General features: G+C 71.4%; 33 protein-coding genes, 1 tRNA gene and 1 pseudogene. 12 read left to right on the plus strand and 23 right to left on the minus strand.

Annotated elements, in window-relative coordinates; translation table 11 throughout:
* The first annotated feature begins 103 nt into the window (after positions 1 to 103).
* The 4 genes and pseudogenes from ABZ135_RS18280 to ABZ135_RS18295 all read left to right on the plus strand — a co-directional run.
* A complete protein-coding gene (locus ABZ135_RS18280; protein ID WP_356696869.1) occupies positions 104 to 1,861 on the plus strand; it encodes an AMP-binding protein in 1,758 nt (585 codons plus the stop codon).
* Positions 1,862 to 2,118: 257 nt separating this feature from the next.
* Positions 2,119 to 3,345, plus strand: a complete 1,227-nt coding sequence (locus ABZ135_RS18285; protein ID WP_356696871.1) for a cytochrome P450 — start codon at positions 2,119 to 2,121, stop codon at positions 3,343 to 3,345.
* Positions 3,346 to 3,462: 117 nt separating this feature from the next.
* Positions 3,463 to 4,929 carry an MFS transporter gene (locus ABZ135_RS18290; protein ID WP_356696873.1) on the plus strand — a complete coding sequence of 489 codons (1,467 nt, stop codon included), beginning with the start codon at positions 3,463 to 3,465 and terminating at the stop codon, positions 4,927 to 4,929.
* Positions 4,930 to 5,079: 150 nt separating this feature from the next.
* Positions 5,080 to 5,659, plus strand: a pseudogene (locus ABZ135_RS18295) (transposase); the annotation flags it as partial.
* Here ABZ135_RS18295 and ABZ135_RS18300 read toward each other — a convergent pair.
* Both ABZ135_RS18300 and ABZ135_RS18305 read right to left on the minus strand, forming a co-directional pair.
* Positions 5,656 to 6,087: a hypothetical protein gene (locus ABZ135_RS18300; protein ID WP_356697158.1), complete on the minus strand. Its 432-nt coding sequence runs from the start codon at positions 6,085 to 6,087 to the stop codon at positions 5,656 to 5,658. The pseudogene ABZ135_RS18295 and the gene ABZ135_RS18300 overlap by 4 nt on opposite strands.
* Positions 6,088 to 6,228: 141 nt before the next feature.
* The gene (locus ABZ135_RS18305) at positions 6,229 to 6,939 is read right to left on the minus strand and encodes a DsbA family oxidoreductase (protein ID WP_356696875.1); all 711 of its coding nucleotides are present in this window, start codon (positions 6,937 to 6,939) and stop codon (positions 6,229 to 6,231) included.
* 179 nt (positions 6,940 to 7,118) lie between these two features.
* On the opposite strand from ABZ135_RS18305, the gene ABZ135_RS18310 reads away from it, so the two are divergent.
* Positions 7,119 to 7,191 (plus strand) — tRNA-Arg (locus tag ABZ135_RS18310).
* Between the two features lie 281 nt (positions 7,192 to 7,472).
* On the opposite strand, the gene ABZ135_RS18315 is transcribed toward ABZ135_RS18310, so the two are convergent.
* The gene (locus ABZ135_RS18315) at positions 7,473 to 7,685 is read right to left on the minus strand and encodes a hypothetical protein (RefSeq protein ID WP_356696877.1); all 213 of its coding nucleotides are present in this window, start codon (positions 7,683 to 7,685) and stop codon (positions 7,473 to 7,475) included.
* Positions 7,686 to 7,825: 140 nt separating this feature from the next.
* Between ABZ135_RS18315 and ABZ135_RS18320 the strand changes: the two genes are divergently transcribed.
* Together ABZ135_RS18320 and ABZ135_RS18325 are read left to right on the plus strand one after the other, a co-directional pair.
* Complete coding sequence (locus ABZ135_RS18320; protein ID WP_356696879.1) at positions 7,826 to 8,803, plus strand: LuxR C-terminal-related transcriptional regulator; 978 nt, start codon at positions 7,826 to 7,828, stop codon at positions 8,801 to 8,803.
* Between the two features lie 163 nt (positions 8,804 to 8,966).
* Positions 8,967 to 9,197, plus strand: a complete 231-nt coding sequence (locus ABZ135_RS18325) for a helix-turn-helix transcriptional regulator (protein ID WP_356696881.1) — start codon at positions 8,967 to 8,969, stop codon at positions 9,195 to 9,197.
* Positions 9,198 to 9,231: 34 nt separating this feature from the next.
* On the opposite strand, the gene ABZ135_RS18330 is transcribed toward ABZ135_RS18325, so the two are convergent.
* The 3 genes from ABZ135_RS18330 to ABZ135_RS18340 form a co-directional block, all read right to left on the minus strand.
* Complete coding sequence (locus tag ABZ135_RS18330) at positions 9,232 to 9,402, minus strand: hypothetical protein (protein ID WP_356696883.1); 171 nt, start codon at positions 9,400 to 9,402, stop codon at positions 9,232 to 9,234.
* Positions 9,403 to 9,419: 17 nt separating this feature from the next.
* Positions 9,420 to 9,638 carry a hypothetical protein gene (locus tag ABZ135_RS18335; protein WP_356696885.1) on the minus strand — a complete coding sequence of 73 codons (219 nt, stop codon included), beginning with the start codon at positions 9,636 to 9,638 and terminating at the stop codon, positions 9,420 to 9,422.
* A 126-nt stretch (positions 9,639 to 9,764) separates the two neighbouring features.
* Positions 9,765 to 10,100, minus strand: coding sequence for a hypothetical protein (locus ABZ135_RS18340; protein ID WP_356696887.1), 336 nt, complete (start codon positions 10,098 to 10,100; stop codon positions 9,765 to 9,767).
* A gap of 524 nt (positions 10,101 to 10,624) precedes the next feature.
* Between ABZ135_RS18340 and ABZ135_RS18345 the strand changes: the two genes are divergently transcribed.
* From ABZ135_RS18345 to ABZ135_RS18365, 5 genes are read left to right on the plus strand one after another with little or no spacing between them, the layout of a single operon-like run.
* Positions 10,625 to 10,885 (plus strand): hypothetical protein, encoded by a 261-nt coding sequence (locus ABZ135_RS18345; protein WP_356696889.1) that lies wholly within the window; start codon positions 10,625 to 10,627, stop codon positions 10,883 to 10,885.
* Positions 10,857 to 11,390, plus strand: a complete 534-nt coding sequence (locus tag ABZ135_RS18350; RefSeq protein ID WP_356696891.1) for a DUF6879 family protein — start codon at positions 10,857 to 10,859, stop codon at positions 11,388 to 11,390. Before ABZ135_RS18345 ends, ABZ135_RS18350 begins: the two co-directional genes overlap by 29 nt.
* A 12-nt stretch (positions 11,391 to 11,402) precedes the next feature.
* Entirely contained in the window at positions 11,403 to 12,281 is an 879-nt protein-coding gene (locus ABZ135_RS18355; RefSeq protein WP_356696893.1) for a helix-turn-helix transcriptional regulator, read from the plus strand.
* Between the two features lie 27 nt (positions 12,282 to 12,308).
* On the plus strand, positions 12,309 to 12,647 hold the full coding sequence (locus ABZ135_RS18360) for a DUF6233 domain-containing protein (protein WP_356696895.1): 339 nt from the start codon (positions 12,309 to 12,311) through the stop codon (positions 12,645 to 12,647).
* Between the two features lie 23 nt (positions 12,648 to 12,670).
* Positions 12,671 to 12,898 carry a hypothetical protein gene (locus ABZ135_RS18365; protein ID WP_356694760.1) on the plus strand — a complete coding sequence of 76 codons (228 nt, stop codon included), beginning with the start codon at positions 12,671 to 12,673 and terminating at the stop codon, positions 12,896 to 12,898.
* 58 nt (positions 12,899 to 12,956) lie between these two features.
* On the opposite strand, the gene ABZ135_RS18370 is transcribed toward ABZ135_RS18365, so the two are convergent.
* From ABZ135_RS18370 to ABZ135_RS18450, 17 genes are all read right to left on the minus strand, one after another.
* Positions 12,957 to 13,211, minus strand: coding sequence for a hypothetical protein (locus ABZ135_RS18370; protein ID WP_356696897.1), 255 nt, complete (start codon positions 13,209 to 13,211; stop codon positions 12,957 to 12,959).
* Positions 13,208 to 13,567: a hypothetical protein gene (locus ABZ135_RS18375; protein ID WP_356696899.1), complete on the minus strand. Its 360-nt coding sequence runs from the start codon at positions 13,565 to 13,567 to the stop codon at positions 13,208 to 13,210. Before ABZ135_RS18375 ends, ABZ135_RS18370 begins: the two co-directional genes overlap by 4 nt.
* Positions 13,568 to 13,579: 12 nt before the next feature.
* Positions 13,580 to 14,494 (minus strand): peptidoglycan-binding protein, encoded by a 915-nt coding sequence (locus ABZ135_RS18380; RefSeq protein ID WP_356696901.1) that lies wholly within the window; start codon positions 14,492 to 14,494, stop codon positions 13,580 to 13,582.
* Positions 14,494 to 14,793 carry a hypothetical protein gene (locus tag ABZ135_RS18385; protein ID WP_356696903.1) on the minus strand — a complete coding sequence of 100 codons (300 nt, stop codon included), beginning with the start codon at positions 14,791 to 14,793 and terminating at the stop codon, positions 14,494 to 14,496. Before ABZ135_RS18385 ends, ABZ135_RS18380 begins: the two co-directional genes overlap by 1 nt.
* Positions 14,790 to 15,293, minus strand: a complete 504-nt coding sequence (locus tag ABZ135_RS18390) for a hypothetical protein (RefSeq protein WP_356696905.1) — start codon at positions 15,291 to 15,293, stop codon at positions 14,790 to 14,792. Before ABZ135_RS18390 ends, ABZ135_RS18385 begins: the two co-directional genes overlap by 4 nt.
* Before the next feature lie 10 nt (positions 15,294 to 15,303).
* The gene (locus ABZ135_RS18395; RefSeq protein ID WP_356696907.1) at positions 15,304 to 18,093 is read right to left on the minus strand and encodes a hypothetical protein; all 2,790 of its coding nucleotides are present in this window, start codon (positions 18,091 to 18,093) and stop codon (positions 15,304 to 15,306) included.
* Positions 18,094 to 18,102: 9 nt separating this feature from the next.
* Entirely contained in the window at positions 18,103 to 20,415 is a 2,313-nt protein-coding gene (locus tag ABZ135_RS18400) for a hypothetical protein (protein WP_356696909.1), read from the minus strand.
* Positions 20,416 to 20,427: 12 nt separating this feature from the next.
* Complete coding sequence (locus ABZ135_RS18405) at positions 20,428 to 20,838, minus strand: DUF5361 domain-containing protein (RefSeq protein ID WP_356696911.1); 411 nt, start codon at positions 20,836 to 20,838, stop codon at positions 20,428 to 20,430.
* Complete coding sequence (locus ABZ135_RS18410; RefSeq protein ID WP_356696913.1) at positions 20,745 to 21,062, minus strand: hypothetical protein; 318 nt, start codon at positions 21,060 to 21,062, stop codon at positions 20,745 to 20,747. Before ABZ135_RS18410 ends, ABZ135_RS18405 begins: the two co-directional genes overlap by 94 nt.
* Before the next feature lie 99 nt (positions 21,063 to 21,161).
* Entirely contained in the window at positions 21,162 to 21,722 is a 561-nt protein-coding gene (locus tag ABZ135_RS18415; protein WP_356696915.1) for a hypothetical protein, read from the minus strand.
* Between the two features lie 43 nt (positions 21,723 to 21,765).
* Positions 21,766 to 22,170 (minus strand): hypothetical protein, encoded by a 405-nt coding sequence (locus ABZ135_RS18420; protein ID WP_356696917.1) that lies wholly within the window; start codon positions 22,168 to 22,170, stop codon positions 21,766 to 21,768.
* 1 nt (position 22,171) lies between these two features.
* On the minus strand, positions 22,172 to 22,372 hold the full coding sequence (locus ABZ135_RS18425) for a hypothetical protein (protein ID WP_356696919.1): 201 nt from the start codon (positions 22,370 to 22,372) through the stop codon (positions 22,172 to 22,174).
* 14 nt (positions 22,373 to 22,386) lie between these two features.
* On the minus strand, positions 22,387 to 22,686 hold the full coding sequence (locus ABZ135_RS18430) for a hypothetical protein (protein WP_356696921.1): 300 nt from the start codon (positions 22,684 to 22,686) through the stop codon (positions 22,387 to 22,389).
* An 11-nt stretch (positions 22,687 to 22,697) separates the two neighbouring features.
* On the minus strand, positions 22,698 to 23,084 hold the full coding sequence (locus ABZ135_RS18435; RefSeq protein WP_356696923.1) for a hypothetical protein: 387 nt from the start codon (positions 23,082 to 23,084) through the stop codon (positions 22,698 to 22,700).
* On the minus strand, positions 23,081 to 23,704 hold the full coding sequence (locus ABZ135_RS18440; RefSeq protein WP_356696925.1) for a hypothetical protein: 624 nt from the start codon (positions 23,702 to 23,704) through the stop codon (positions 23,081 to 23,083). Before ABZ135_RS18440 ends, ABZ135_RS18435 begins: the two co-directional genes overlap by 4 nt.
* The gene (locus tag ABZ135_RS18445) at positions 23,643 to 24,659 is read right to left on the minus strand and encodes a glycosyltransferase family 4 protein (RefSeq protein ID WP_356696927.1); all 1,017 of its coding nucleotides are present in this window, start codon (positions 24,657 to 24,659) and stop codon (positions 23,643 to 23,645) included. The genes ABZ135_RS18440 and ABZ135_RS18445 overlap by 62 nt, the downstream gene beginning before the upstream one ends.
* Complete coding sequence (locus tag ABZ135_RS18450; protein ID WP_356696929.1) at positions 24,656 to 25,159, minus strand: class I SAM-dependent methyltransferase; 504 nt, start codon at positions 25,157 to 25,159, stop codon at positions 24,656 to 24,658. The genes ABZ135_RS18445 and ABZ135_RS18450 overlap by 4 nt, the downstream gene beginning before the upstream one ends.

The following is a 25,159-nucleotide window of genomic DNA, read 5'->3' on the forward strand; positions in this document are numbered from 1 at the left end:
AGTACAACGCGTACAAGACCCAGGACGAGCAGCACCTCCTGGAGACCACCGGCAAGGAGCTCCGCAAGCTCATGAGCTGGGTCAACGACGAGGAGACGGCCGCGTGACCGCCTCCGCCACCGCGCTCGGGACCGCGCCCGGAGCACCCGCCACCCCCGCCGCGCCCCTCACCGCACCCGCGCCCGACGCCACCGCCGCCTTCCGGGCCGCCCGCGACTTCCTCCTCGCCCACCGCGGCGACTACGAAGCCGCGTACGAGGGCTTCGTCTGGCCCCGGCCCGAGCACTTCAACTGGGCGCTCGACTGGTTCGACGTGATCGCGGCCGGCAACGAGCGCACCGCCCTGCACATCGTGGAGGAGGACGGCCGCGAGTCCCGGCACTCCTTCGCCCGCCTCTCCGACCGTTCCTCGCGGCTCGCGGGCTGGCTGCGCGCCCGGGGCGTCCGGGCCGGCGACCGGATCCTCGTCATGCTCGGCAACCAGGTGGAGCTGTGGGAGACCGCCCTCGCCGCGATGAAGCTGGGCGCCGTCCTCACCCCGGCGCCCCCGCAGCTCGGAGCGGTGGACCTGCGCGACCGGATCGAGCGGGCCCGGGTGACGCACGTCGTCGTCCGGGCCGCGGACCGGGCGAAGTTCGACGCGGTGCCGGGCTCGTACACCCGGATCCTGGCCGGCGGCACCCCCGCCGACGCGACCGCGGGCTGGGTCCCGTACGAGCGCTTCGAGACGTACGAGGGCGGGTTCGAGCCCGAGGGGCCGACCCGCGCCGACGACCTGCTGATGCTCTACTTCACCTCCGGGACCACCTCGGCGCCGAAGCTGGTGGAGCACACCCATCTCTCGTACCCCGTCGGCCATCTGTCGACCATGTACTGGATCGGGCTGCGGCCCGGGGACGTGCACCTGAACATCTCCTCGCCGGGCTGGGCCAAGCACGCCTGGTCCAGCCTCTTCGCGCCGTGGAACGCGGAGGCGACCGTCTTCGCGTTCAACTACGAGCGGTTCGACGCGACGCGGCTGATGTTCGAGATGGACCGGGTGGGCGTCACCTCCTTCTGCGCCCCGCCCACCGTGTGGCGGATGCTCATCCAGTCCGACCTCGGCCGGCTCGGGACGCCGCCGCGCGAGGCGGTGGGGGCCGGGGAGCCGCTCAACCCCGAGGTGATCGAGCGGGTCCGGGACGCCTGGGGCGTGACCGTACGGGACGGCTTCGGGCAGACCGAGATGAGCCTGGCCATCGGCAACTTCCCCGGCCAGGACCTCGTCCCCGGCTCCATGGGCCACCCCGCGCCCGGCTTCACGGTCACGCTGCTCGACCCGTCGGGCCTGCCTGCCGACGAGGGCGAGATCTGCCTCGACCTGTCGGGCCCGGCCCGGCCGGTGGGCCTGACGACCGGCTACCACGGGGACTGGGAGCGTACGGGCGAGGCCATGGCGGGCGGCTTCTTCCACACCGGTGACATCGGCCGCCGCGAGGCGGACGGCCGGATCACCTACGTCGGCCGGTCGGACGACGTCTTCAAGGCGTCCGACTACAAGATCAGCCCGTTCGAGCTGGAGAGCGTGCTCCTGGAGCACGAGGCGGTCGCGGAGGCGGCCGTCGTCCCGGCCCCGGACCCGCTGCGGCTCGCCGTCCCCAAGGCGTACGTGGTCCTCGCCGACGGCTTCGCGCCGGGCCCGGACACGGCCGCGCGCCTCTTCGCGTACACGCGGGAGGCCCTGGCCCCGTACAAGCGGATCCGGCGCATCGAGTTCGCCCCGCTGCCGAAGACGGTGTCGGGCAAGATCCGCCGGGTCGAGCTGCGGGCGGCGACCCTGGACGGCTCCTCGGCGGAGTACCGCGACAGCGACTTCCGCTGAGCGCGCCCGGACCGAACCGGCCCGGCCGGACCCGGTGCGGCGGGCGGGCGGGGCGCCGCGCAAGCCAAGTCACCGAATCCGGTGAGGTCTTGGCAAGTTGCCAAACCAGTCCCCCGGTCCCCCGCTCGACAAAGAATACCGAACGGTAGCTATGTAATCTCGCGATAAGCGAGCCGTGAGTTCCCGTTCCTCCCTCCTTCCTTCCTCCCTCCTTCCTCCCCTCCTCCCTTCTGATCCCTCTCAAGGACGGTCAAGACATGTCAGCGGAAACCCTGTCCGTGCCGGAGTCCTCCGAGGTCCCGTTCATCAACGTCATCGACCCCGACTTCCGCTTCGACCTGCCCGAGGTCGTCCGGGCGCAGGCCGCGGGCTGGTACGCCGAGACCCCGCTCGGCATGCTCGTCCTGCGCCACGCGGAGGCGTCGGAACTGGTCCGGGACGGCCGGCTGACCCACAACGGCACCGGCTTCATGGAGCAGAACGGCATCAGCGGCGGCCCCGTCTACGACTGGTTCGTCAACGGCCTGGTGAACCAGGACGGCGACAGCCACCGCCGGCTGCGCGGGCTCGTCGGCCGCGCGTTCACCCCGCGCATGCTGGAGAACCTGCGCCCGGTCATCAAGCAGGCCGCCGAGCGCCTCGCCGACGAGATCGCCGCCCAGGACGAGGTCGACTTCTTCGAGGCGTTCGCCGACGCGCTGCCGCTGACCGTCATGTCCGAGCTGCTCGGCGTGCCGGCCGAGGACTACCCGCGCTTCAGCAACTGGAGCTCGGAGATCGGCCTCGTCTTCAGCCTCGCCCTGGGCGGCGACATACCGGGCCGCGTCGAGGCCGCCGTCGTCGGCCTGTACGCGTACGTGGACGCCCTCATGGCCAAGAAGGCCGAGGCGCCCACCCAGGACCTCATCTCCGCCCTCGTCACCGCCCAGAAGGAGGACGTCGACGGCAACAGGGTCACCCTGGAGGAGCTGCGCAACCTCGTCGTCACCATGGTGTTCGCCGCGCACGACACCACGCGCCTCCAGCTCGCCAACGCCATGGTCACCTTCTCCGAGCACCCCGACCAGTGGGCCCTGCTCCGCGAGCGCCCCGAACTCGCCCCGCGGGCGGTCGAGGAGGTCATGCGCTGGCGCCCCTCCTCCAACGCCGTCTACCGCTACGCGGCCGAGGACATCGAGTTCCGCGGGCAGCGGATCCCCGAGGGCACGATGTTCATGATCGGCGTGCAGGCGGTGCAGCGCGACCCGCTCGCGTACCCCGGCGGCGACGTCTTCGACATCACGGCGGAGCGCAGGACGGCCGTGATGCAGTTCGGCGGCGGCCCGCACTACTGCCTGGGCGCCCCGCTCGCCCGCATGGAGATCACGGAGGCGCTGCCCGCGCTCGCCCGCCGCCTCGGTGCCCCGAAGGTCGTCGGTGACATCACCTGGCGCCCGGCCATCGGCATCACCGGCCCCAACGAACTTCAGCTTCGCTTCGGCTGATCCCCCGTCACGGACGCGCCGGGTGCCTCCGCGCAGACCGCTCGACTGCACGGCGGCGCCCCGCGCGCCGTGGACGAACCCCCCGGAAAACACGTCCATGAAGACCATGGAGGTCTTGTGACCACGTCGACACCAGCCAAGAAGACAGGACTCGTCCTCTTCCTGCTGGCCTTCTCCCAGTTCATCATCAGCGTCGACCTCAACATCGTCTACGTCGCGCTGCCCGACATCGGCACCGCCCTCGGCTTCTCGGCCCAGTCGCTGCAATGGGTCGTCTCCGCCTACGCGGTGGCCTTCGGCGGTCTGCTGCTCTTCGGCGGCCGCGCCGTCGACCGCATCGGCGCCCGCCGGCTCTTCATGACCGGCCTCGCCTTCTACGCGGTCTCCTCGCTCGTCGGCGGCCTCGCCACCACCCAGGGCGTCCTCATCGGCGCCCGCCTCTTCCAGGGTGTCGGCGGCGCGCTGCTCTTCCCGGCGGTCCTCGCCCTGATCGCCACCTCCTTCGAGGGCTCCCAGCGCAACAAGGCGTTCGCCGCCTGGGGTGCCGCCGGTTCGCTCGGCCTCGCGGCCGGCGCGCTGCTCGGCGGTGTCCTGACCGACCTGGTCTCGTGGCGCTGGATCTTCTTCATCAACATCCCGCTGGCGCTGATCGCCCTGCTCCCGGCCCCCGGCGCGATCCGCCCGGACGGCCCGGCGAACCTCTCCAAGGGCTTCGACATCCCGGCCGCGCTGCTCTCCACGATCGGCGTCTCCGCGATCGTCACCGGCCTGGTGACCGGTCCCGAGGAGGGCTGGGCCTCCCCGCTCGCCCTCGGCTCGCTGATCGTCGGCGCCGTCCTGCTCATCGCCTTCTTCATCACCGAGGCGAAGACCGCGAACCCGCTCATGCCGCTCCGGCTCCTGAAGAACCGGCCGCTGGTCGTCGCCATGGCCGTCCTCTTCGTCTTCCAGACGGCGCTGGCCGGCGCGTACTACACCTTCACCACCTACGTGCAGCCGGTCCTGGAGTACACCGCGATCCAGGCCGGCCTGGCCTTCCTGCCGCTCACGCTGGTCTCGATCATCGGCTCGGGCAAGCTCGCGCCGAAGTTCATGGAGCGCTACGGCATGCGCGCCACGCTGTCGACCGGCATGGTCGTCAACGGCATCGGCATCGCGGCCACCATCCTCGGCATGTCCGTCGGCGGCTCGTTCTACGCCCTGCTGCCCGGCTCGATCATCTGGGGCATCGGCGGCGGTCTCGTCTTCGTCTCCGTCTTCGCCTCCGCCAGCTCGGGCGTCGGCCCGGAGGAGCAGGGCGTGGCGAGCGCCATGGCCTCGACCTCGCAGCAGGTCGGCGGCGCGGTGGGCCTCGCGTTCCTGGTGGCGATCGCCAACTCCACCTTCTCCGGCACCTACGCGGAGGCCGCGAAGGCGGACATCCTGTCCGGCCTGCACTTGGCCGGCTACGTCGGCGCCGGCCTCCTGGTCCTGGGCGGCATCCTCGCCCTGGCCCTGAAGAAGGACTCGCCGTCGGCCACCGTCAAGGTCGAAGGCAGCGACCTGTCCGAGTCCGAGAAGACGCCGCAGCCCGCGATCGGCTGAGCGGGGCCACCCCGTGCGCCGCAGACGGCGCCGTGCTCCCCCCCTTCCGGAGCACGGCGCCGTCCGGCGTCCCCCTCTCTCCCTCCGTTACCTTCTTCGTGGCTCCGAAGTGGGGCCTCCGGCCTTCGGGTCCGGCATGACTTCCCCTCCTTGGGACCGCGGTTGCAGCACCCGGCTGTCCTCACGCTGCTGGCACGGTTCGGGTCCCCGGCCCAGATACGCAAGGCCGGACGGCGACGGCTGGTCACCCTGCTGCGACCGAAGGCGCCCAGGATGGCCGAGCGGCTGGTCGAGGAGATCTTCTCCGCCCTGGACGAGCAGACCGTCACCGTTCCGGGCACCGAAGCGGCCGCGCTGATCGTCCCGAGCCTCGCCGGATCGCTGGCCGCCGTCCTTAACCAGCGCAAGCTGCTGGCCGGGCGGATCGAGGAACTGCTGGAGGCCCACCCTCTTCCAAAAGTCCTGACCTCGATGCCGGGAGTCGGCGTCAGGACCGGAGCCCGGATCCTGATCGAGGTCGGTGACGGCAGCACCTTCCCGACCGCCGGCCACCTCGCCGCCTACGCCGGTCTCGCGGACCTACTACGACAAGAAGATCAGCCAGGGAAAGCACCACACCCAGGCTCTGCTCGGCCTCGCCAGACGCCGGGCCGATGTCCTCTTCTCGATGCTCCGCGACGGAACCTTCTACGAACCGCAGCCCGTTCGGGCTGTCGCTCCGCAGACCTAGACCGTGGCCAGGAGGTGATCCGTCGGTTCGTAGTCGATCTTCCAGTCGGCATAGATCCCGCAGAACCCATCCTTGATGCACCGCAGGCCCACGGTCACCCAGCGGACCGAGCCGTCGGTGCCGAGTGAGAACGCGACCGCGGCCTCGAACTCCTCGCTCCCGCACGGGCAGCCGGCCGCACCGGGCTCGTCGTCCTCCCAGGATTCCTCGTTCCAGTACTCCTCGCTGTCCGCGATGAACGCACGGCTCTCGCAGCCCGAACACTCTCGTTCCGCACCGGATGCGTTGACCAGCACGAAGAACACACGACCGCCGCACCCCTCGCAGACGGAAGGAGCGATCTTCACCGGGCGGCCGTCAACCGCCTTCCGCAGGAACACCGCGAGCTCCGCGGGGACACCCTCGCCAACCTGATCATCAGCATGCACGGGACGCATCGTTCCAGACGCCCCGAACCCACACCCGACCAGCTTGACCAAAGACACAGGGGCACCCCCCCTCACACACAGGCAGACGCCAAGGGGCGGTCCTCCCGAGGGAGGACCGCCCCTGAAGCGTTGCTCGATGTCTCAGTGAGGTACAGGGCATCCGTCCGGCCCGCACGCGTGGGCGTCGTCGGCGCCGACGACGGCCAGGAGCGGGGGACGGTCGCCCCATGCCTGGGTGAGGGCCTGCGTGAACGCCTCGGTGGACTGGGCCCCGGAGACGCCGTACTGCCGGTCGAAGACGAAGAACGGCACCCCGGACACCCCCAGTTGCGCCCCCTCGCGCTCGTCGGCACGCACCTCGTCGGCGTAGGCGTCCGGAGCGGCGAGCACGGCCCGGGCGGCGTCGGCGTCGAGCCCGACCTCGACGGCGAGCGCGACCAGCCGCTCGTCGTCGGCGAAGATCGACTCCTCCTCGGCGAAGTTGGCCCGGTAGAGCGCCTTCACCAGCTCGTGCTGCTTGCCGCGGGCCTTGGCGAAGTGCAGCAGCCGGTGGATGTGGAAGGTGCTCCCGTGGTCACGCCCGGCGACGTACGGCAGCCCCTCGCCGGCCGACTGTGCGGTGAGGTTCCGCTCGTTGGCCAGCGCCTGCGCCTCCGACCACCCCTTCCCCTTCATGAGCACCTTGATGATGGGCTCCACATCCCCCTTGGCCCGCCCCGGCTCCAACTCGTACGACTTGTGCACCACTTCCACACCCCCACGGTGCGGGAAGGCGTCCAGCGCCTTCTCGAACCGGGCCTGGGCGACGTAGCACCAGGGGCACGTGATGTCCGACCAGATCTCTACCTTCACGGCGACTGCCTCTCTGCCTGAACGACGGCCGTCGACCACGGACGGCTCTGCCGAATCAAACGGGGAGAACCACCCCATCCTTCCGCCCACCCCACCCCAAAATCCCCTCCCCCCGAAGACACCTCCCCCGGCCCACCCCGCCCCCGAGACCCCCACCCGCTACACTGACCGCACGCCATGCCTTCGTAGCTCAGGGGATAGAGCACCGCTCTCCTAAAGCGGGTGTCGCAGGTTCGAATCCTGCCGGGGGCACACAGGTAGGGCCCTTCCGGCCCTGGTCAGCGCGGTAACGCCAGATCAGGGCCGGAGGTGTTCACGGGGGTTCGAGGGGTGTTGAAGTGGGTTCACGAGGTGGGCTGTCTCCCAAATTTCCCCTAAACGATCATGGCGTCCCTCCTGGCTACAGGGCACAATGACCGCGGGCTCCCCGACCGCAGCATGGTCGGGGAGCCCGCTTCGCGCCGGACCCGTCCGGGGGGTCACCAGGTGCAGAGACCGGCACGCTCAATGGGGGGTGGCGTGGGAGGTGGCTGTCAGCCCCAGCCGATGTCACCGGCCGGGAGCGTGGTCGGCGTCGGGTTCGGGGTCGGCGATTCCGCCGGCGGGGCACCCCAGCCGATGTCGCCCTCCGTGGAGATGACGCGCTGATCCTCATTTGCGGTCGCAGCGGACACAGGGATGGCCACGGCGACCGCGGCCAACGCGAGCGCGGCGCCAGCCCTCAGCGCCTTGTTGGTTCGAGTCACAGGGAAACCTTTCTTCGAACACGCATACGTTTTTCTGGATCCCTACGAGAGTGCCACGGACCTATGCCAGGATCTAGACCTGGGGCGCTGCAACATTACGCGTTGCGACGAAATGCAACGCGGAGTTGAGGGGTGGGATCGTGCAAACGTACAACCCGGCCACGGTCGGGCAACCGCTCACGGCCGAAGAGCAAGTGGCCTACAAGGCCATCGCGGCCGGCGGTGACGCTGACGAGAAGAGCACACAGCGGCTGGCCGAGGAGGGGCTCATCGTTCCGGACCCGTACGCGCCGGGCCGGTGGGTCGCCATGGATCCGCGGGCGGTCGCGCAACGGCTCCTCGCCGACGAGCAGGAGACGCTCGCGCGCAGCCTGGAACGCATGCGGCAGGTGCCGGTCATCGAGGGCCTGGCCGCACACTTCGACGCCCACCGTCTGTACGGCGGGCCGGGCAGCGAGTTCCTGCCCACCATGGCCCAGGTGAACGATCGGCTTGGCGCGGTCTCGACCCTGGCTACGAAGGAGATCTGCACCGTGCAGCCCGCGCCCCCGGCCGAGCGGAGCGCGGAGGTGAAGCGCCTCGGGTCCGACCGGAGCATCGCCCTGCTACAGAGCGGTCGCGTGGGCATGCGCCTTGTGTACGGCATCGGGGCGCTGGCCGACGAGGCGACGCGGCGGTACGCAGACGCGTTCATCGCGGCCGGCGGACAGATCAAGGTCTCGGCCGCCCGCGAGCAGCGCCTCATCATCGTGGACCAGGACAGCCTCTTCGTGGACGACTACGTCCTCGAGGGCACCGAGTCACACAGCGGCTGGCACATCCGCGACCGCGCCACAATCGCGTGGGCCAAGGCAGCGTTCGATCGCCTCTGGGAGCGGGCTCGGTGGTGGTCCGAGGCGCTCGCGGAGGCGGGCGACATAAGGCTCTCCCCGCGACAGCTCGACATTCTCGGCCTCTTCGACGCGGGGCTGGACAGTCGGGCCGCGGCGAAGGAGCTGGGTGTCAGCCCGCGCACGGTGGCGACCGAGCTAACGGAGGCCAAGTCCGCCTTGGGGGTCACGACGACCTACCAGCTCATGGCGTGGTACGGCCGATGGGCGGCCCGCGCGAAGGCGTGACGAACAAGCGAGCCCCGCCCGCGGCAGCATCGCAGGCGGGGCTCGCGCTCCTGCGCCCCCTAAGCGGAGGCACGTCTACCGGTGATCCCCCAGGCGCCTCAAGATCAAACTTTTTACCTGGTCAGGTAAAGACAAATGATCATGGGCCGCAGACGTTGGAGGGATGCCCACTGAACAGCCCGCCTGGGTGATCACGCGCCGCACGGAGATCGGCGCGCGCATCCGCAGCGCACGCGAGCACGCGAACCTGTCGCAGCTCCAGCTCGGCGAGGTCGTGGGCGTCGACCACAAGACGGTTCACCGCATCGAACACGGCACTTCCGATCCGAGCCTTGGGCTCCTCCTGCACATCGCCCGAGTTGTCGACGTCGATCTCGCGGAGTTGGTGCGCTAGCCCCCGCCGGGGACGGGACCCGGCCGGGGCGGTCTCAGATCCGCTGTGCCGCGGTGTACACGAGCATGGCCACGGCGGCCGCGACGACCAGGCCGAGCGAGAGCAGCCAGGCCGGGACGCCGAGCACCTCGTAGTCGAGCTGCTGGCACCTTGGGTCCCCGCAGGTGCAACGGGGCTGCCCCCAGCGCAGGTATCGGGATGCCACGGACATCGTCCTGCTGCTCATCCTCGCCTCGTCCTTCCTCGCGTCTGGCGCACCAGGGTACGCCCGAGCAGGAAGAGCAGGCCGATGGCGATCCCGGGGATCGGGGCGACGACCATGCAGTTGTCGGGGTCACCGCTCTTGGCGTGCTTCCCACCGCTGTCCGCGGCGTGCTTGCGCTGGCCTTCTCCGGCGGCCTTGCGGTCGTGGTACTCCCGGTACTCGTCGTACTCGCTCACGGACACACCTCCGGGGGTGAGGAAGGGACCCCGGCCGACGGCCTGTCATGGACGGGACCGGTGCGGCGGCCGGGGCGGCTGTGCCCTGCCCGTGGACGGCCGGCGCTCACGTCCACGGGCAGGAGATCAGGGGCGCAGGCGATGGCCCGCGCGCGCCAGGTGGAGCTGGAGCGGCGAGGGCTCGTCCGGGCCGGGGAGCGGTGCCTGCCTCGGGCCGCACTCGGCCGGGTCGGCGTGCCAGTAGGCCGTGGCGTGCGCGCCGCTCGCGGCATCGTCGCCGACCGGCTCGGCGGCGCCTTCGATCGGGTTGCCGCAGTACGCGCACTGCACGGTTGTCGCCTCCTCCTCGGTCGAGCAGCAGGGGCCCGCGTAGACGGGGACGCTGAAGACGTGGGCGCCGTGTCGGGTGCCAACTCGCCCGGCCTCAGTGCCGCCGACGGTGATGCGCCCGTTGCACCACACGCAGTGACGCCCAAGGTGTTGGTCCCAGGTCAAGTCCTCGTAGCGGGGCAGCTGCCGCCCCCCGGCAGGCACCGTCACAGCGCAGCCTGAGAGGTGAGACCACGCTGCTCGCGACACGGGGCACAGGCCCGGCGGTGCTCGTCGACGAGCGCGGCTGTGGACGACGGCCCGTCATGGAAGTCGCACCAGGCAGAACCACGGCATCGGGGGCACGTACAGGGAGGGAAGGCGCTCGTTGCGGGCAGGTCAGTCGGACGGTCGCACCGTTCGTACGAGACCGGCGCGGTGGTCCCGTCGGGGCGCACCCGGTAGACCTTGATCGTCATCATGCTGAGGCTCCCATCGGCCGGTCAGCGGGGACGAGACGACCGTAGAGAGGGTCCGTGCACGCACACCAGCGATGTGCACCGGTGTGCACAGATTCAGCCGACCTGCCGTTCTGGCAGGTTCGGACTCTTGACCGACTCGTGGCGTCAGGCCAGGTTGGTGCACATCAGCGCACACCCCTACGAGGGAGGCCGAGCATGTCTCTACAGTTCATCGGTGTGGACCCGGAATCCGGGCAGACCGGCAGCCCGACCGCTTGGGTCGACGAGCAGACCCGGGACATCGTGCTCCAGAGCTACATGGCCGACGAGGCCACCCGAGCCGAGTGCATCGAGAAGAACGCACCCGGCCACGACAAGACCATCCCGGAGGGCGAGACGGTGATCCGGATCCCCGCACACATGGTCTCGATCCTGAGGGAGGCGTGCGATGCCGCAGAGCGAGCCGCGGTTCGATGAGCTGTTGGCCGGCGCACGCCGCTCGGCCATCCACCTGGAGCTCCGGGACGTCTACGCCGTAGCCGACGAGGCGGACGACTACCAGCGCTGGCGCGAGACGGGCGAGCGCGACGTCGACCCGGCATCCGCGTACTGGGCACCGTGGGTCGAGATGGTGCGCGCGGCCACCGCTCGCGGCGTCACGATGCGGCGCGTCCGTATCGTCTCCGAGCCGGTCAGCGACTACATCCGGTACGAGCACGCAGGCACGGTCGTCAACGTCACTGCGGGTGAAGAGGTGCGGTGGCTTCCCCGTCAACAGGCCGTCGGCCTCCTCACCCCGGTCGTCGACGGCTGGCTCTTCGACGGCGAGCAGCTCCTGCTCAACCACTTCACCGGAGCTGGTGAATGGGCCGCCCCTGCCATGGAGCTGCGCACCGACCCTGACCTCGTGACGGCGTACGCCGACGCGGTTGAGGCCGTGTGGGAGCGGGCCGTTCCGCACGACCAGTACAAGATCCGCTAGCAGGAGTTGCACATGCCCGTCTCCCCATCGTCCTCGGCGCAGGCCGCCCGCGAGGGTGTCGCCCGCCAGCTGCTGGAGCTGCGCCAGGACGCGGGGCTGACGATCACCCAGCTGGCCAAGCTGTGCGGCTGGAGCCATTCCAAGGTGAGCCGGATCCAGACGGCGACGACGCCGCCCTCCACGGCCGACATTGTCGCGTGGTGCCGGGCCTGCGCGGCCACCGAGCGGGCGGCGGACCTCGTCGCCCTCTCCCGCGACGCCGAAACCATGTACCAGGAGTGGCGCAGGCGGGCGCGCACCGGCCTGCGCCAGCTCCAGTCCAGCTACCTCAGCCTCTTCCAGGCGACCAGCCTGTTCCGGGTGTACTCGCCCACTCTCGTCCCCGGCCTCCTCCAAACGGAGGGCTACACCCGCGCCCTGCTCGCCAGCAACGCCCGGCTACTCGGTGTCCCGGACGACTCCGCCGAGGCTGCTGCCGCCCGCGTCGAACGGTCCCAGATCATCCACCACGCCGGACACCGGCGCTTCGTCTTTGTCATCGAGGAGAGCGCACTGCGCTACCAGCTCGGCAGCAGCGACGACATGGCCGCCCAGCTCGGCCACCTCCTCACCGCCGGCGCCCTGCCCGCCGTCTCCCTCGGCATCATCCCCATGAACACACCCCGCCGCCGTCTCTGGCCGCAGGAGGTGTTCCACCTGTACGACGACACGCTCGCGTCGGTCGAGCTGCTGTCCGCCGAGGTGAACATCACCCAGCCATCCGAGGTCGCGCTGTACGAGACCGCATTCGACGAACTGCGCAGCATGGCGGTGTACGGCGGAGCCGCACGCGCCCTGATCGTCGACGCGATTGAGGCCCTGCCCGGCTCGCAGGCATCCGGTGTCGCGTGACCAGAGCGGAAGACTAGAATCGAACATGTGTCCGCACTGCCTCCTGATCTTCCGCGCCTTCGGACCCTGAGGGTCTGGCTGAGCTATGTCCTCGCCGAGATCGACATGAAGATCGCACGCTTGGAGAAGGAGCAGAGGGCCGCAGCACCGATCCGGGCCCGGCGCGAGCCACCCGAGTGGGTGCTCTCCTACCTCCGGCAGGGCGGCCGGCCCGTGCCCGACTCCGTGCACCGAGGCGACTGCCACATGGTCAGCGGCCACACCCAGCCCCTCACCCGCAAGCAGGCCCTGGACGCGCTAACCGACGGTCGGGTCCATGCCTGCGCCATCTGCCGGGCAGGCCCAGACCTCGGCGTGCTCGACTGACTTAGGCGGCGCACCCTAGAAGGATGAGCGAGGCCCCAATCATCGTGCACCCGCCCGACCCGTCCGGCGGGCGGCGAGTCACCGTGCAGGGGCGCGGACAGGACGTCGGATACCTCGGCATCGCGCACTCCGACCACGACCTCGTCGTCTTCCTCGAGGGTGCCGGCCTCCTCGACCCCGAGCTGATCCTCGACGATCCGCACTGGGTGAAGTGGCGCGGCGGCCACCCGCACGAGTACGAGGCAGCGTAGGCCCTGAGGAACGACGAAGCGCGCCCCCTCCGCCGTGGGCGGAGGGGGCGCGGGTGGTTCAGCGGGCGGCGAGCTCGTACAGGGTGAGGCCGAGCGCGGCCAGGCCGCACACGGCGGCGAGTGAGGGGAGAGGCCAGCGGGCGCGCTCCAGGGTGTCGAGGCGGGCGTCGTGGTCGGCGAGCTGCTTGTCGGTCTGGTCGGAGCGTTGGACGAGGAGCGCGAGGGATCCGTCGACCTTCGCGAAACCGGCCTTCATCGTGCCGTGGAGTCGCTCCAGCTCCAGGGCCACGGTGCCGTGCTCTTCCGGGGTCATCGGTAGCCGTCCGCATCCCGGGCCGCCGCTCGCAGGACGTCGCCGATGTCGGCCCGCAGCGCGGCCTTGTCGAAGTGGACACGTACAACGGTCGTGCCGCGCGGCGGCGTGTAGGCCGGCGGGCGGGCCCAGCCGAGCAGCAGGCCGGCTGCGAGGCGGAGCGGTTCCCAGCCGATGCGCTCGGCACCGAGCTCGGCCAGGCGCAGGACGACGTAGTAGGCGAGGGTCACGGCGGCCGTGACGCCGCCGACGACGGCGGCCTGGTCGGCCTCGATGCCGAGGGCGCCGGTGACGGTGAGGATCCATCCGGCGAGGAGCGGGACGGCGGTGCGCAGGACGGAGGCGAGCAGGTTCATGAGGGGTGCCTTTCAGCGGGAGGTCTTGGGGACGCGGAGCGCGCGCCAGGAGGTGGCGCCGGGCCAGCCGTCGGCATCGTCGCCGCGGTATCCGAGCTTGCGCTGCCAGGCGGCGTAGGACTGGCGGTCGGCCTCGGACCAGCGCGGGCCGGGGCCGACCTTGTACCGGCCGCAGCCCTCGGCGACGAGGCGCCGCCCCATGGCGGTCACGATCGGCGAGTTCGGGTGGGTCGTGAACCAGGCGGTGCCGGGGAACGGCTCGTACTGCGGAGCGGGCGGCTTGGCCGGCGGGGGCTTGGGCTTGCCCGGGGCGGTGGCGAGGCGCTGCTCGATCCGGCCGCGCATGCCCGGCATGCTGACGCCGCGCGGGTCGCTCTTCCAGTCGGACCACTCCGAGTGCCCGATGATGGAGCGGGCACCCCAGCCGTGGGCCCGGCACAGCGCCGCCGAGACCCGCTCGATGGCGTCGAGCTGCGCGGCCGGCCACGGGTCGGCGCCGTTGCCGAGGTTGATGCACTCGAAGCCGTAGAAGCGGGAGTTGCCGTCGACGGCGCCGCGGCTGCCCTGGTGCTCGCGCGGGGCTGGCGGGCGGTCGCGGTAGGTCTCGGTGATGACGGCCTGGAGGACGGACGGGTCGCCGCCACCGGCGTGGTTGGCGCGGCCGTTGCCGACGAGGTGGACGATGCCGTCCTTCGCGATCACGCCGTGGCACAGCGGGCCGGGCAGGCCCTCGTAGCCGCGGTAGCACAGCTCGACCGAGGACCTGGTGCCGGAGCTCACGGTGTGGTGGATCATCACGCCGACCACGGGCCCCCAGGCGCCGGCCTGGTTTCGGTTGTGAGTGCGCCAGCCGTCGTGCTCGACGACGGTCACGCCTTCGGCGCGGAGCGCGGCGAGCAGCCGGTCCGCGGTCAAGGGGGTGGCCATCAGGCGGTGTCCTTCCCGGTCGGGAGCGCGGCGCGGACGGCGGCGTCCTTGGCGTCCAGGAGCCTGCGCAGGGCGGTGGTGAGCTCGGGGCCGTCGAGGCCGGGCCGGTCGGCCAGGTCGTGGGCGAGCTCGCCGAACGGGCGGCTCACCTCGGCCAGGCGAGGCGGAAGGTGGCTGTGGTCGAAGAACCGCAGCACGTTGGCGACGGCGGGGTGGCGCTCGGGCACGGTGGCCTCCAGAGATGACGAGAGCCCCGGCCGGGTCGGCGCGGGGCGGGCGGTGAGGTGCGGCGCGGTCATCTGATGCGGCGCAGGGAGATCCACGAGTTGGCGTGGACAAAGGTCGGAATGGCGTTGGCGGCGACCTGGGCCCACCTGAGGGCGAAGGTTCCGCCGGTGGTTGTGATGAGCGTGCCGAACGGGATGATCGCCATCCGGGTCGCGCCGTTGGCGGGCTGCCCGCGGATGGCGGTGATGGGCCCGGCGGTGATGTCCTGGGTGGTGAGGTTCGCCGGGCCGGAGGTGCCGCCGGAGGTCCACTGCAGCGTCGCGCCGCTGGGCCCGGTCCAGCCGAAGTTGGCGCCGGTCGTCGCCGAGGCGCCTGTGTTCTGGCTGTAGATGATGTAGCCCTCCAGCTGATACGTCGCGTTCGCGGCGACGGGCAGCACGAGCTCGGAGTCGGCCGCCATGGTCGCGGTCGTGCGCGGCTCGTCGGCCTGCTTGGTCACCTCCAGCGGCAGCAGGCTGCCGATGAGTTCGGGCGTCAGGATCTGCCCGGCGAAGAGGGGCGGGTAGGACATGCAGCGCTCCTTACAGGGCGAGCGGGACAGGCTGTGCGAGCGAGACCATCGCCCCCTGGGCGTGACCCTTGACGACACCGTTGACGGACCGGATGACGGTCGCGGTCTGGGTGTTCGTGGTGCCGGTGATGGCGGTGACGGTGACCTCCTCGCCGCCGACTAGGACGTTGAAGGGGAAGCTGGACGCGAAGGCAGCGGAGTCGATCCAGCGGCGCAGGCCGGGGGCGGTGACGAAGGTCAGGGTGGTGGCCGAGGCGGACACGGCGCCGCCGAGGGTGCAGCCGCTGGTGTCCAGGCGACCGCGCTCGGGATCGTCGAGAACGGCGACGGTCCATGGCCCGGCCGGCGAACAGGTGGCGGTGACGGTCCAGCGGGTCGGGCTAATCGTCTCGGCGAACCCCTGCACCAGGGCGTCGGGGGTGCCCGGGTGCTGCGGCGGGAGGTTGATCACCTGCATGCGGTCGCCGATGCCGAGCCGGAGCCAGGTGTCGATGTGCTGCGGGGCGACGGCCAGTTCGCAGCTGATCTTCGGGTAGCGCATGCGGGGCCACTTCCCCAGGTGCACGCGCCACTGGGCGATCCCGGCGAGCTGGCTGTCGCTGAAGACGTTGACGGTCACCTGCTCGTCGTACAGGCCGGCCTGGGCGATCGATGCCTCGTCGGCGGCCACGCTGCTGGATCCGCCGGGCCGGGAGACCTGGGAGTCGTTGCGCGTGGCCTGGTCGTCGAGGACCGGTGCGAAGGGGTTGGTGATCTCGTTCGCACCCGCGTCGAGAGTCCAGGCCACGGGCCGGTTGTACAGGGCGGTGCGGGGCAGGTACTCCAGGCCGCTGCGTTCGCGCTGCTCGGCGAGGATGCCACCGTCGGTGGCGGCGCACTCGGCGAGCAGGTCGAGCAGGGTGGCCGGGCGCTGCGGCCCCATGGACGCGGTCGCAGCGGCCGGGCCCAGGAGCTGCAGCGGCAGGCCCTCCTCGGCGGCGAGGCGCTGCAGCCGGGCCCCGGCCCGCTCGCCGGTGAACCCGTCGTCGGCGCCGTCGTAGATGGTGACCCCGGCGGTGTTGCCGGTGCCGGGGACTGCGAAGGCGGCGAGGTGGCCGATGACCATGCCAGCGGTGCCCGCGCCCCAGTTGCCGTTGATCTGGGTGACGGTGCCCATGGTGCCGGCGAAGTCGCATGCGCTCGTCCAGCGGCCGGCGCCGTTGGTGATGTCCCGCCACCCGGCGACCAGCCGGGTGGTGCCGCCGCCGTCGTCGGAGACGAACAGCTGGAGGCGGTTCCACACTCCGGCGAAGTCGGTGAGCGCGGTGGCGTTGGTGTACTGGAAGAACCCGATGATGTCGTCGCCGGCGTCGCGGGCCTCGATGCGGATGTTGGCCGTGGAGGCGTAGACGATCGCCGTGCGCATCACGGAGCCGTTCACGGTGACGCGAAGGATCTCGGTCTGGGCGGCCGGGAGCGAGGGCAGGAAGTACAGGCACTCGACGTGCCAGCCGGGCGTGGAGGCCGCGGGCACGGTGGCGCGCAGCGAGGCGGGGTTGCCCAGCTTCGGCAGCGCGGAGGAGCCGGGCAGCGTGTCGACGGCCGCCCACTCCACCCCTGTGACGGCGGCCGGGGTGCCGCCGGGCAGGCCGGATGCGGCGCTCGTGGTGGTGGTGCCGTCCTCCAGCGGCCAGTACGCGAGCGGGCTGCCGGAGGGGATCCGGCGGCGCAGCGTGCTGGCAAGCTGCTTCTTGCCCTGCTGCATGCGGCGCAGGATGCCGTTCGCGGTGATCGCGACGCGGGATTCACCCGGCTTGGTCGGCCCGTCGGACAGGTCGCCGTAGGGCCAGGTCGGGGCCCACGAGCCGATGTTGCCCACCATCCGGCTGCGCCAGGCGGTGACCTTCGCGGTGCCGTTGACCGACCAGATCTTGCCGGTGGAGTCGGTGAAGCCGGTGGCGCCCTCGGTAAGGGCCCGGAAGTCGGGCGCTGCAACCACGGTCCCGTTGATGCCCGAGCGGACCTCGGCCCGGTAGCCGCGGCCGATGTACGGGGCGCGTAGCGGGTTGGTGCCGGGCTGGGTCGGGCCGATCTCCAGGGGGGCGGTGCCGTCGAAGATCGTGGTGGCGGTGGGGCCGTTGGTGCTTGTGCCGATGAGGGTCCACGGGCCGTCCAGGGTCGGGGCCCAGTAGATGCTGCCGGTGTACCCGGAGGCGCCGTTGTCGGTGTCGAGCGTGACGCGCAGCGCGGCGCGGCGCGGCAGCTGCGGCACCGGGGCCTGGGTGAAGTGGACGGTGGCGACCGTACCGTTGGTGGTCCAGTTCAGGACGATCATGCCCAGGGCGACCCGCAGGAGCCAGGAGCGGTTGCCATCGGCGCCCCACTGGCCGATGAGGGTCTGGTTCCCGTCCGCCTTGTACCAGTCGATCTCTGCCTCGAAGCGGACGTCCAGGTCGGTGACGGCGAACGAGGCGTGGTCAGGGGTGGTGGCGGTGCCGGCGCGGGACTCGTCGAGGACGAGGGCCGTTTCGGTGCCCTTCAGGGAGTACCGGAAGGGCGTGCCCTGGACGACGTGCGGCCAGTGCGGCGACATGGGGTTGTCGGGTGTGAGGGCGCCGTCGGGGTTGTCCAGGTCCAGGCTGATGGAGCTGGGGTTGAGGCCGCCGGACTCGTTCTGAGCGCCATGGGTGATGGTGACGGTCTGGTTCAGTACGCGGTCGGAGACGTCGGCCCACGTCCAGGTGGACGGGGCCGCGGTGACGTCGGCCCCGAACGCGAGCTCGGCGCGGAACGGCAGCCGGGCGTCGGGGAACTCGGGCACGGGGCCTCCTTAGTTCTGGCCGAGGGCGGCCTGCACGTTGCCGCCGCCCTCGATGCGGATGGAGTGCCGCAGCCACTCCAGGAGCGCGGGCGGCATCCCGGACCCGTCGATGACGACGGTGGTTCCGGCCGCTGCGGCGGGCCGGGCCGGGCCGGATGCCGCGGCCGTGGGGATGCCGGCGGTGACGGCGGCGCGCGTGGCGACGGTGACGTCCGACAGGTTGGACTCGATGCCCATGGCGATGCCCGGCGGGATCCAGCGGCCGACCTCGTCGGCCATGACCTTGCTCGGGCTTGCGATCCCGAGGGCCTTGGCGATCGGGCCGGGGACCATCGAGCGGGCGAAGCCCATGAGCGAGGAGCGCAGCCAGCCGCCCATGGACTTCACGCCGTTCAGCAGACCGCGGACGATGTCCTGTCCCTTGGTGTAGAGCAGGCTGCCGACGCTGCCGAGGGCGCCGGTGATCCGCCCGGGCAGGCCGCGGACCCACGCGAGCATCTCGGTGGCCTTGCGGACGGTGCCGTCCTTGATGGACTGCCAGTGCTTGATGATCAGTCCGGGCAGCGTCCAGTTCAGGAACAGGCTGTAGATCTTCCCCGGGATGCCGCGGATCCAGGCGACGAGCGCGTCCCACGCCTGCATGGCCTTGGCCTTGATCCCGTCCCAGTGCTTGATCAGCAGGCCCGGGAGCGTCCAGTTCAGGAAGAAGTTGACGATCATGTCGCCAACGGCCTTGATCTTGGCCCAGATCCAGTCCCACGCCGCGGCGGACCACTGCTTGATCTTGTCCCAGTTGGCGATGATCAGGGCGGCGAGGCCGATGACGGCGGCGATGATCCAGCCGATCGGGCCCATGGCGATGAGCCACTGCGCGGCCATGACCGCAGCCCAGACCACGGCGCGGGCCGCCATGAGCACGAACTGGGCGACAGCCACGGCGGCGGTACGCAGGACCTGTGCGGCGAACGTGGCCATCGAGCGCAGGGCGGCGCCCATCCACGCGGCGGCCGTGCTGGCGGCCGAGGAGACGGCGGCGGCCGCGACCTGGGCGTAGGCGCGCAGCGCCACCAGGTTCATCCGGACCCAGCCGGAGATCGCGACCCACGTGGACGAGGCCATGATCTTGTTCCAGAGGGTGACGACCTTGGCGCCGGCGGCGTATCCGAGCATCCCGGCCTTCACCCCCACCAGGACGGCGGCGAGCGCCGTGAGTACCGGGGTGGGGATCGCGTTCACCACGGTCGCCAGCAGGTTCGCGAGAGTGGCCGTGGCGCCGAGGAGCGGGCCGAGCGCGACGAGCAGGTTGCCCGCGGCGGCGGCCAGGTTCATCACGGCGCCGCCGCCCTCGCGGGCCAGGTCGAGGAACTGGGCGAACCCTTCGGAGCCCTTCAGCGACTGGGCCCAGGAGGAGAACGCGGCGGACATCGACAGCAGGCCGCCGGTCATCCGGCCCGACTCGCCGGAGAACGCGCCGACGAGCGAGGCGAAACCGACGGCGAAGTTCTTGATGGTGGTGAGCAGGTTGAGCAGCGCGGGCCCGGCGGCCTTCGCCGTGGAGTCCACCCACTGCTGGAACTTGGCCGACTTGGTCCCGGCCTCGACGGTGCCGAGGAACTGGCCGAAGGCGCCGGCCGCGGCCTTGACGAACGGCGTCAGCGACGGGAGCAGCCCGCGCAGCAGGTTGATGCCGCGGGTCATGACGGGCATGGTCGTGGCGGCCATGCTGTCGGACCACGCCTGATGGTCGTCCTTGAGTCCCTGCAGGGCGCGCGCGTAGTCCTGGGTGGGCTTGGGCAGCGCGGCGAGCTGCTGCTCGTAGGCGGCATCGGCCAGCGAGGCGGCCTTGGTCGCGGTGGCCGCCTCGCGCAGCGCGGCCTGGTACTCCTCGCCGCCCTTGGCCGCGAGCCGCTGTGCCTGGGCGGACTTCAGCGCGGCCTGGGCGTGGGCCTTCTCGGCCTTCTCGGCGGCCGTGGTCGCCTCGGCGATCGCTTCCATCTGCGGAGCGACCGCGACCTGGAACGCCTTCACCGCGGCCCCGGCCGACGCGGCGCCTGCGGCCAGACCGGCCAGGGCGGCGGTGCCGGCCGCAACCACGGGAAGACCTGCAGTCAGGCCCGCGAACGCGGTGGCCAGGCCGCGCAGCGACCCCTTGGCCTCCTCCGCCCCGTCGGCGATGCCCTCGGCGATCGCCTCGCCTGCTTCCTCGCCGGCCTCCTGCGCCGGGGCGGACAGCTCGGTGTCGAGCTGCTCGCGCGCGGCCTGCGCGAAACCGCGCAGGGAGGGCAGCAGGCGGACGTAGGCGACGCCGACTTCCTCAGCCACGGCGACCACCTCCTAGGGGGTGCGGTGACGGCGGAGCAGCGCCATGACCTCGGCGGGTGAGCGGTCGGTGCGTCCGGTGCGCAGGCCCGGCTTGCGGGCCAGCGGGGAGACGGGCTTGGGCCGGTTGCGGCCCTTCGCGCCGTCCTTGGACTTCAGCCAGTTCGCGACCCGCAACTCGTCCAGGGAGAGGAAGAGCAGGTGCTCGCTGGCGGTGTGGCCGTCGGAGCCGCCGACGCGGGCGACGGTGCTTCTCGGGTCGTGGGCCAGGACGGCCCACAGGGCGCCGATCCGGCCGACGGTGTAGTGGCCGAGCTCGGGGTCGGCGCCCCTCAGCGTGAGGTCGAGCGCGAGCGCTTCGGCGTGGAGCGGGGACGCGAGGATCGCGGCGCCGCTTTTCCCACGGCCCCGGCGTGCTCGGCCCACGCCTGGGCGACCTGCATCTGCACGTACATCGGCATCGCCTCGAACGCGGCGACCGTGTCCTCGTCGCAGATCTCCTCGATGACCGACTCGTCGCCGGCCTTGAGCCGGGCGGTCTGGTCGCCGGTCAGCGTCGAGAAGTTCGGCATCTCGTGACTCTCGCCGTCGAGGTCGATGAACTCGAACGGCTCCAGGTTCGGGGTGATCTTGCGGGTGTCGAAGGCCATGCGCGGATCTCCTTACAAGGGGTGCGCGGACGGAAGGGGCAGGGGCCGGGGGCACTCCGCGCGAGATGCCCCCGGCCCGGTCCAAAGGGGGGCGGGCGGTCAGGAGATGCCGATGCCCCAGGCGGCGGAGTTGGAGAACTTCGTCATCAGCACGTTGCCGCTGCCCGGGTAGGCGGTGATGGTCACCGGGTAGCCGACGGCCTCGCCCGACTGGTACGGGACCTCACCGCGCTCGGTGAGCTCGGCGTTCGGCAGGTAGATGCGGATGAGTTCGTTGCCGTCGATGACGTCCAGGACGAAGGAGCGGCGGTCGGACGTCGGGGGCTTGACGTCGATCTTCCACTCGGCGCCGCTGGAGACGACCTGCGAACCGGGGTAGAAGAGCTCGAGGTTCGAGCCGCGGGTCTGGATCAGGGTGCAGGCGAGCGTCAGGGTCGACTCGGTGCGGGCGGCGCGGACGGTGGTCGCGTTCTGCCAGGCGACGATGTTGTCGACGGAGTCGTCCCAGTTCTCGGTGACTCCGTCGTCGGACACGTAGCCGTGGCCGAGCCACGCGGCCGGCAGGGCCGAGCTCGCGTTCGTCGGGGCGGTGGTGCCGAGGGGGGCGGAGAGCAGTTCTCCGGTGATGGCTACGCGGACCTCGGATGCGTCCAGGGACATGAGGGTTTCTCCTTAGCGGTGTTGGGGCTCCTGGCGCGCGCGGTCACCGGAAGGTCGGGGCGGGCTGGATGGCGTCGTCGGCCCGCAGGTCGAAGCTGTACGTCATCCACACCCTGGGGACATTGGTCACGGGGTCGTCGTCCAGGCGCGGACCGAGGAACTCCTGCACCCGGTAGCAGGGCACGCCGAGCAGCTGCGTGCCGGACAGGGCCCACAGGTGGCCGCGGACGGTGAGCGCGAGCTGCATGGCCGCGCGGTCGTCGATGTCCCAGACGAAGAAGTCGACCCGGGCCGTGTCCCGCACCGGGGCGGTGGCGGCGCCGCCGACGCGGCGGACCTGGACGAGGCGGACGGGCCGGGGGTCCGGGACGCGGGAGGCGACCTTGACCGGGGCGAGCAGCGGGGAGAGGTAGCCGATCAGCAAGCCGTTGGCGTCGGGGAAGGCCACGTCACATCCCCTCGACTTCGATCGGCCCGGTGATCGTGTGCAGGGGCACCCACAGCAGGCGCCGCGGGGTGATGCGCAGGACGAGGCATCCCTCCTGCACCTGCGGCGGCACGAGCGCATCGCGCCACTCGGTGACCCCGGCTGCGTGCTCCCACCGGACGCGGAAGGCCGGCGCTGGATCGGCGCCTTGCTGGATCGGCACGAGCAGTCCCTCTCTCAGTCGGCGGCGGCCGACATCGCGCCGCGGAAGTAGCCGTGCTCCTGCTCGACGCGCAGCGAGCCGGGGTGGATCGCGACGGCGGTGGCGCCCGCGCGGGAGCGGCCGGTGTAGGTGTCGGCGATGATCTGCACCGGGTAGCGGGTGTGGGAGTCGGCGAGGGCCTGCTCGAAGTACGGCCCGGCCCACTCGGCGACGGCCTGCATGCGGCGGCCGAGGTCCTCGCGTACTCCGTCGGAGCGCAGCAGGTCCTTGGCTCCGCGGCTGTAGAGGCGGAAGGCGACGACGACTTGCGCCATGGCGGGGGCTCCTATCCGTCGATGACCTTGAGCGTGAGCTCGGTGTGGTGCGGGGCCGCCGTGGCGGAGGCGGCCATGGCGAGCGGGTTGTAGAGAGGGCCGGGCCGGCCGTCGACCTCGAAGACCATCGGCCCGTCGGGAGCGGTCCACTCGATGCGGGCCCGGCGCGGCACGGTGGCGGTGGTGACCATGAGCCAGCGGGCCTGCAGCGGGTCGGCGCCGTTCACGGTGACCTGGGTGCGCTGGGTCTGCTCCAGCCACGCGGCGGCCGGGGTGCGCGTGGCGGCCGGGCCGTAGTCGTAGACGGTGTTGCCGTAGGAGTCGGTCACCGCGACCGGGGCGACCACGGTGACGGTGTGCGGCAGCAGCCGCCCGGGCACGGATGCGGAGGGGCTCACCCGGCCTCCAGGGCGATCGTGCCGAAGCGGCGCGGCCCGTAGCGGGCCAGCGCCTTCTCGTCGGCGGACGTCATGACGACCGAGGCGCCGGCCGCGCCGGTGCCCTGCTGCAGCTGGTAGTTGTAGGCGCCGATCCGCTCGGCGACCATGCCCGCGGTCATCGATGGCGAGAGCAGGGTGCGCAGCACCATCGCGCACACCACCGCCACGATCCCGGGCGGGACGGTGGCGCGGCCGTGGTCGTAGATGACCTGGTAGGTGTCGGGCAGCGGCCCGGTCCAGGACAGCGGCCAGGAGCCGGCCGGGCTCACGCAGGACAGGTCGACCTTGTCGCGGCCGTCCCACGACCAGCCGGACAGTGCACCGAGCACGCTGCCGGTGGGGCCGACGGCGGACACGGACGTCACCGCGGTGACGGGCCGCTGCGGCAGGCGCAGCAGGACACCGACCGGCCGCAGGACGAGCGTGTCCCCGGTGACCGGGGTGATCTCCTGGCGGGTGAAGTCGCGCACGAGCGCGGAGGCGTCGGCGAGCAGGGCGCCGGCGCGGGCCTGCTCGTCAGGCGTCAGCGGCCTTCCGAGGCGTGCTTCGAGGTCGGCTACGGCGGCGAGGTCGGGCATGTCCGCTCACCTCCTCCACGGCCGTGACCCACGCGGCCAGCTCGGCGGTGGGGTCCAGTTGGGCGGAGCGCTTGAGCGCGCGGGCCGAGGCGGCCTTGTACGCCTTCGGGTCCAGCAGGCCGCGCAGGGCGGTCTCCCAGGCGTCGAGGTCGTCGCGCTCCACGAAGGTGCCCGCGTCGCCGAGGGACTCGACGAGGCCCGGTGTCGGGGCGGCGACCACCGGGATACCCGAGGCCATCGCCTCGATGCCGACCATGCCGTAGGACTCGTAGACGCTCGGCATGATCAGGATCCGGGTGCGGGCCCAGACGTCGGCGCGCATGTCGGTGGTGTGCTCGACGATCTCGACGTTGTCGCCGCCGACGCGGACCTGCTTGCCGTGCGCGCCGATCACGCCGAGGAACTGCTGCTCGGGCATGCGGCGGGCGAGGTAGTACAGGTGGGCGGCGCCCTTGTCGCGGTTCAGGTTCACGAGCGTGATGCAGTCACCTGGTGTGGTGGCGTGCTGCTCGGCCCACACGGGCGGGTGGACGACGAGCGAGCGCGGCGCCTGGTCGGCGTACTTGGCGGCGATCCAGTCGGTGTTGAAGACGACGAGGTCCGGCTCGCGGGCGAGGAGCTCGCCGTTCAGTTCGAAGTCGTTGTGCATCAGGAACACGGACTTGGCGCCGGTCTCGCGGGCGAGGTCAAGGGCCAGGGCGGTGTTCTGGTGCTGGGTGACGACGACGTCCGGCGCGAGCTCGCGCACAGCCTCGGCGGCCGCGCGGGCGCCCGGGCGGGACAGACCCTTGATCCCGTCCCACTGGTAGTGGTGCGGGGCCTGCGGCGTGTCCGTGGTCACCACGGTCACGTCGTGGCCGGCCGCAGCCAGCGGCTTGAGCAGCGCGTGCAGCATCGTCTCGGACCCGGCGTTGCGGAACGGCACGGCGAAGTGCACCAGGGCCACGATGTTCATCGGCTCCACCACCACCTTCCCAGGACGTCCCCCCGCAGCGAGTCACAGCCGCCCATGAGTTCGTCCATCTCCTCGTAGCTCCAGTGCTTCAGGTGGGCCTCATGCGGGTTGCCGCCGACGGGGCCCTGCTCGATGTGCACGATGGGCACGGACACCATCACGTGCTCGGCCCGCCGCTTCAGGCCGGCCAGGAGCTCGCGGGCGTCCGCCTCGGGAAGGTGCTCGACGACGTCACCGAGCAGCACCGTGAACGGCTCCTGCGGCCAGGTGAAAGCGCGGACATCGACGGTGTGCACGGCGTCGTACTTGGTGGCCAGCGCGAACCGTTCGACGTAGGGCGCCCACACCTCGACGGCCTCCCACCGCGCCTGCGGGGTGCGCGAGCGCATGAGCATGGCGTAGATGCCCTCACCCGCGCCGACGTCGATCACGAGGTGCGGGCGGGCCGCGGCCAGCCGGTCAGCGACCCAGCCGCGGCCCTCGTGGTGCGAGACCGGCAC

The organism is Streptomyces sp. NPDC006339 (assembly GCF_040612775.1).
Taxonomy (GTDB): domain Bacteria; phylum Actinomycetota; class Actinomycetes; order Streptomycetales; family Streptomycetaceae; genus Streptomyces.

What these genes read in the sequence shown, in the direction of transcription:
- ABZ135_RS18440 (WP_356696925.1), bottom strand. Translation starts at nt 23,704, where the DNA reads ATGCCCGACCTCGCCGCCGTAGCCGACCTCGAAGCACGCCTCGGAAGG.
- ABZ135_RS18410 (WP_356696913.1), bottom strand. Translation starts at nt 21,062, where the DNA reads ATGGCCTTCGACACCCGCAAGATCACCCCGAACCTGGAGCCGTTCGAG.
- ABZ135_RS18390 (WP_356696905.1), bottom strand. Translation starts at nt 15,293, where the DNA reads ATGTCCTACCCGCCCCTCTTCGCCGGGCAGATCCTGACGCCCGAACTC.
- ABZ135_RS18285 (WP_356696871.1), top strand. Translation starts at nt 2,119, where the DNA reads ATGTCAGCGGAAACCCTGTCCGTGCCGGAGTCCTCCGAGGTCCCGTTC.
- ABZ135_RS18430 (WP_356696921.1), bottom strand. Translation starts at nt 22,686, where the DNA reads ATGGCGCAAGTCGTCGTCGCCTTCCGCCTCTACAGCCGCGGAGCCAAG.
- ABZ135_RS18415 (WP_356696915.1), bottom strand. Translation starts at nt 21,722, where the DNA reads ATGTCCCTGGACGCATCCGAGGTCCGCGTAGCCATCACCGGAGAACTG.
- ABZ135_RS18445 (WP_356696927.1), bottom strand. Translation starts at nt 24,659, where the DNA reads ATGAACATCGTGGCCCTGGTGCACTTCGCCGTGCCGTTCCGCAACGCC.
- ABZ135_RS18345 (WP_356696889.1), top strand. Translation starts at nt 10,625, where the DNA reads ATGTCTCTACAGTTCATCGGTGTGGACCCGGAATCCGGGCAGACCGGC.
- ABZ135_RS18355 (WP_356696893.1), top strand. Translation starts at nt 11,403, where the DNA reads ATGCCCGTCTCCCCATCGTCCTCGGCGCAGGCCGCCCGCGAGGGTGTC.
- ABZ135_RS18375 (WP_356696899.1), bottom strand. Translation starts at nt 13,567, where the DNA reads ATGAACCTGCTCGCCTCCGTCCTGCGCACCGCCGTCCCGCTCCTCGCC.
- ABZ135_RS18350 (WP_356696891.1), top strand. Translation starts at nt 10,857, where the DNA reads ATGCCGCAGAGCGAGCCGCGGTTCGATGAGCTGTTGGCCGGCGCACGC.
- ABZ135_RS18325 (WP_356696881.1), top strand. Translation starts at nt 8,967, where the DNA reads ATGCCCACTGAACAGCCCGCCTGGGTGATCACGCGCCGCACGGAGATC.
- ABZ135_RS18365 (WP_356694760.1), top strand. Translation starts at nt 12,671, where the DNA reads ATGAGCGAGGCCCCAATCATCGTGCACCCGCCCGACCCGTCCGGCGGG.
- ABZ135_RS18385 (WP_356696903.1), bottom strand. Translation starts at nt 14,793, where the DNA reads ATGACCGCGCCGCACCTCACCGCCCGCCCCGCGCCGACCCGGCCGGGG.
- ABZ135_RS18380 (WP_356696901.1), bottom strand. Translation starts at nt 14,494, where the DNA reads ATGGCCACCCCCTTGACCGCGGACCGGCTGCTCGCCGCGCTCCGCGCC.
- ABZ135_RS18370 (WP_356696897.1), bottom strand. Translation starts at nt 13,211, where the DNA reads ATGACCCCGGAAGAGCACGGCACCGTGGCCCTGGAGCTGGAGCGACTC.